The 2,585-nt window shown below is 24.7% G+C and carries 3 protein-coding genes and 1 pseudogene; all 4 read right to left on the reverse strand.

Annotated features, from left to right (window positions below; genetic code table 11):
- Positions 1-85: 85 nt before the first annotated feature.
- Complete coding sequence (locus tag G3997_RS06070; RefSeq protein ID WP_296644437.1) at positions 86-271, reverse strand: (2Fe-2S)-binding protein; 186 nt, start codon at positions 269-271, stop codon at positions 86-88.
- 65 nt (positions 272-336) lie between these two features.
- Positions 337-1,371: pseudogene (locus G3997_RS06075) on the reverse strand (DUF4097 family beta strand repeat-containing protein).
- Positions 1,372-1,404: 33 nt separating this feature from the next.
- Positions 1,405-2,073: a DUF1700 domain-containing protein gene (locus G3997_RS06080; protein ID WP_296644440.1), complete on the reverse strand. Its 669-nt coding sequence runs from the start codon at positions 2,071-2,073 to the stop codon at positions 1,405-1,407.
- 12 nt (positions 2,074-2,085) lie between these two features.
- A complete protein-coding gene (locus G3997_RS06085) occupies positions 2,086-2,394 on the reverse strand; it encodes a PadR family transcriptional regulator (protein WP_296644445.1) in 309 nt (102 codons plus the stop codon).
- Between the last annotated feature and the right edge of the window lie 191 nt (positions 2,395-2,585).

A 2,585-nucleotide genomic window follows, 5' to 3' on the forward strand; every position in this document is an offset into this window, starting at 1 on the left:
TGTTATTGCAACCATATMTTTCCATTAATTAACATCTATACAATAAAAATAGCCCGTCAATTTTTCCGACAGGCTATCTAACTAATTATTTTTGTTCGTTTAATAACTCTAAAGTTACCTTTTCTACATTTGAGCTACATCTTCCACATCCAGCTCCAGCTTTTGTTGCTATTTGAACTGCACCTAAAGAATCAGCGCCATCTTCTATAGCTTTTGCTATATCCCCTACTGTTACATTAAAGCAGAAACATACTTTTTTATCTTTATCCATCATATTATCCTCCAATTAATTTACTTTAAATTCAATATACTCATATTTATCCACTTTGTAACAAATTATTTAAATTCTACATTTGCACTTCTTATATTAACAAGGTATTCATTTGGATTATCAATAAGTTTTTCATTTATTAATCCTTCTAAGCTACTTTGATTAAGTATATATTCATCATCTCTATATTTTAAGTTGTTTTCTAAAGAAGTACCTAAATATTTATTTAAATATTTATTTATACTCTCATTATCAAAATATATATTATTTGAAGTTTTTATATCAAAATTAAACTTATAATCTGCTATTGGTAAATTTAAATCCACACCTTCATTTGAAGTAATATCTAAATTTTTAGCTATTGGTAAATTTGTATTTATCTCTATAGAATCTTCAGGGTCTATAGAATAATAATTTTTATTTATAAGTATTTTAACACTATCTGGAATTTGTGCTTCATCATTTAAAWTKSWWTYTWYAKTTAAGTTCTCTACACAATATACTTCTCTTACTTTTAAAGATATACTACCATTAGATTTTATATTTAAATTATTAATATTACTATTCTCATTTAATGATATACTTCCATATGAAGTATTAAAATTTAAACTATTAGCATTAATATCATTAACATATAATCTACCATTATTTGTATTAACATTTATATCTATATTGTCTGGAACATAAACTGTTATTTTTGAATTTTGTGGTGTATATAATTCATCTACAAAATATCTAACTATATCATCTATACCTTTAGATAAATTATTATTATACTTAGTATCTTCATTTATAGTTAATTCATTGTTATCTTCTTTAGTAGTTATAGTGCTTAAACCTTTATTTCCATTTCTTTGAACTACAACTTCTTTTCCATCATACTTTGTTATAGTAACATCACTACTTTTAACATCTATATTTAACTTATTTAAGTTAACATCACCATTGTATAAAACTTCTTCCTTGTTAAAATTATTTTGTTCTATTTTAACATTATTTATTACTTTAGGAATTGCAACTATTCCTGAGCATATACCGCCTATAATACCAGTAGTAAGAAGAACTACACCAATACCTGTAACTATACGCTTTTTATTCATCTAATTCTCCTCCATTTTTATCCTCTTTGTATTCTACTTTTTCTTTTTTTCTTTCTTTTTGCTTGCATCTATATATAATTGATTTGTTTCAAGCCATGTTTTATATCTTCTAAATGCTTTCTTTTCTAGTGAAACAACAGCAATGAATAATTGCCATATTAGTATTTCAAATCCTATATAAGCAATAAACCCAAATATAATTATCATTTTAAGTTCTGGCATTACATTTGCTAAACTAATTGCAAAAGGTGTTCCTACAACTAATGCTATTAATGAACCTATAAGTACTATACCTGCCCCTATAGTTGAAACTAATATTCCTAATATAAATGGTGCTAATATTATAGTAATTAATATTTGTAATAACTTTATTTTCTTTCTTGATTTTACATGGTTAATATCGTTTAAATTTACTTTAAATTTATTTAATTCTGACTTAAATCTTCCTTTTGCTCCTATAAAAAATCTTTCTGCTTTACCTTTAATTTTATTTTCATTTTTTATATTACTTTCAGCTAAAAGCTCATTTGCTATTTCCTTTGGAGATCCTAAACCTTCTATTATCTCCATTTCACTTTTACCTTCTATTATTCCATCTATGAAATATTCTTCATAGTCTCTTAATATATCTCTAACTTCATCTTCAGAAAAACCTTTCTTAAGATAATCTCTTAATATTTCTAAAAAGTCTTCTTTTTTCAACTTTGTTCCTCCTTAATCATTTAAAAATATGTTTACTGCGTATACAAAATCATTCCATTCTTTTTTAAGTCTCTCTAAATTTTCAATTCCATCTTGAGTTATTTTATAATACTTTCGTGCTGGACCTTCATTTGATTCAAGTATGTATGTTTCAAAATATCCTTCCTTWGTMAGTCTCCTAAGTATTGGATATATTGTTCCTTCATTTACTTCAATTACTTTTGATATATTTTGAACTATTTCATATCCATACATATCTTTTTTAGATATTAATGTAAGGACACAAATTTCAAGTACGCCTTTTCTAAATTGAGTATTCATTAATTGCTCCTTTCTTAAATATTAATCACCAAGTACTGTGCAACACACAATACTTGTTTATTATAATAGCATAGTACTGTGTAGCACACAATACCTTTTTATACATTGTTATTTTTTGGCATAAAAATAGCCATAAGACTTAATCTTACAGCTATTTTTAACAGTAATTTTATTTATATACATTTACAAAT

The organism is Romboutsia sp. 13368 (genome assembly GCF_018336475.1).
Classification (GTDB): Bacteria; Bacillota; Clostridia; order Peptostreptococcales; family Peptostreptococcaceae; genus Romboutsia.

What these genes read in the sequence shown, in the direction of transcription:
- G3997_RS06070 (WP_296644437.1), bottom strand. Translation starts at nt 271, where the DNA reads ATGGATAAAGATAAAAAAGTATGTTTCTGCTTTAATGTAACAGTAGGG.